1 protein-coding gene is annotated in these 507 nt (G+C 60.6%); it reads left to right on the top strand.

The window, feature by feature from the left end; all coding sequences use genetic code 11:
- Positions 1-12 precede the first annotated feature (12 nt).
- The coding region (locus SO180_RS42545) for a recombinase family protein (protein ID WP_449384732.1) at positions 13-507 on the top strand (495 nt) is incomplete at its 3' end.

Genomic DNA, 507 nt, shown 5'->3' on the forward strand with positions numbered 1-507 from the left:
GTCTATCACACACTGCACCACATGCTGACGAATCCGGTGTACGCCGGTTCTTACGCCTATGGCCGGCGAGGGACACGCGTGACGATCAAGGGTGGCCGCAAGCGGATCATGCGCGACACGCTTCGGCGCAATTGGAAGGATTGGGAGGTTTTGATCCACGACCATCATGAAGGCTACATTGCCTGGACTGAGTTCGAGAGGAATCAGCACCTGATCGCCGACAACGCCAATGGGAAGAGCTATATGGGTCGCGGCTCAATAAGGCGCGGCGAGGCCTTGCTGCCAGGGTTGTTCCGTTGCGCGCGCTGTGGCCGACGCCTGCATATCCAGTACACTGGAAAGGGCGGGAATACACAGCGATATGCCTGCCGCGGCGCGTTCGGCACCAAAGCGGCCGACAACTGTATCGGCTTTGGCGGCATGCGGGTCGATCGCGCTGTCGCCCAAGAGGTGCTCGATCGACTACAGCCTCTTGGGATTGAAGCGGCGCTAGCCGCAATGGAGGCC

The sequence above is a fragment of the Bradyrhizobium sp. UFLA05-112 genome (genome assembly GCF_053572325.1).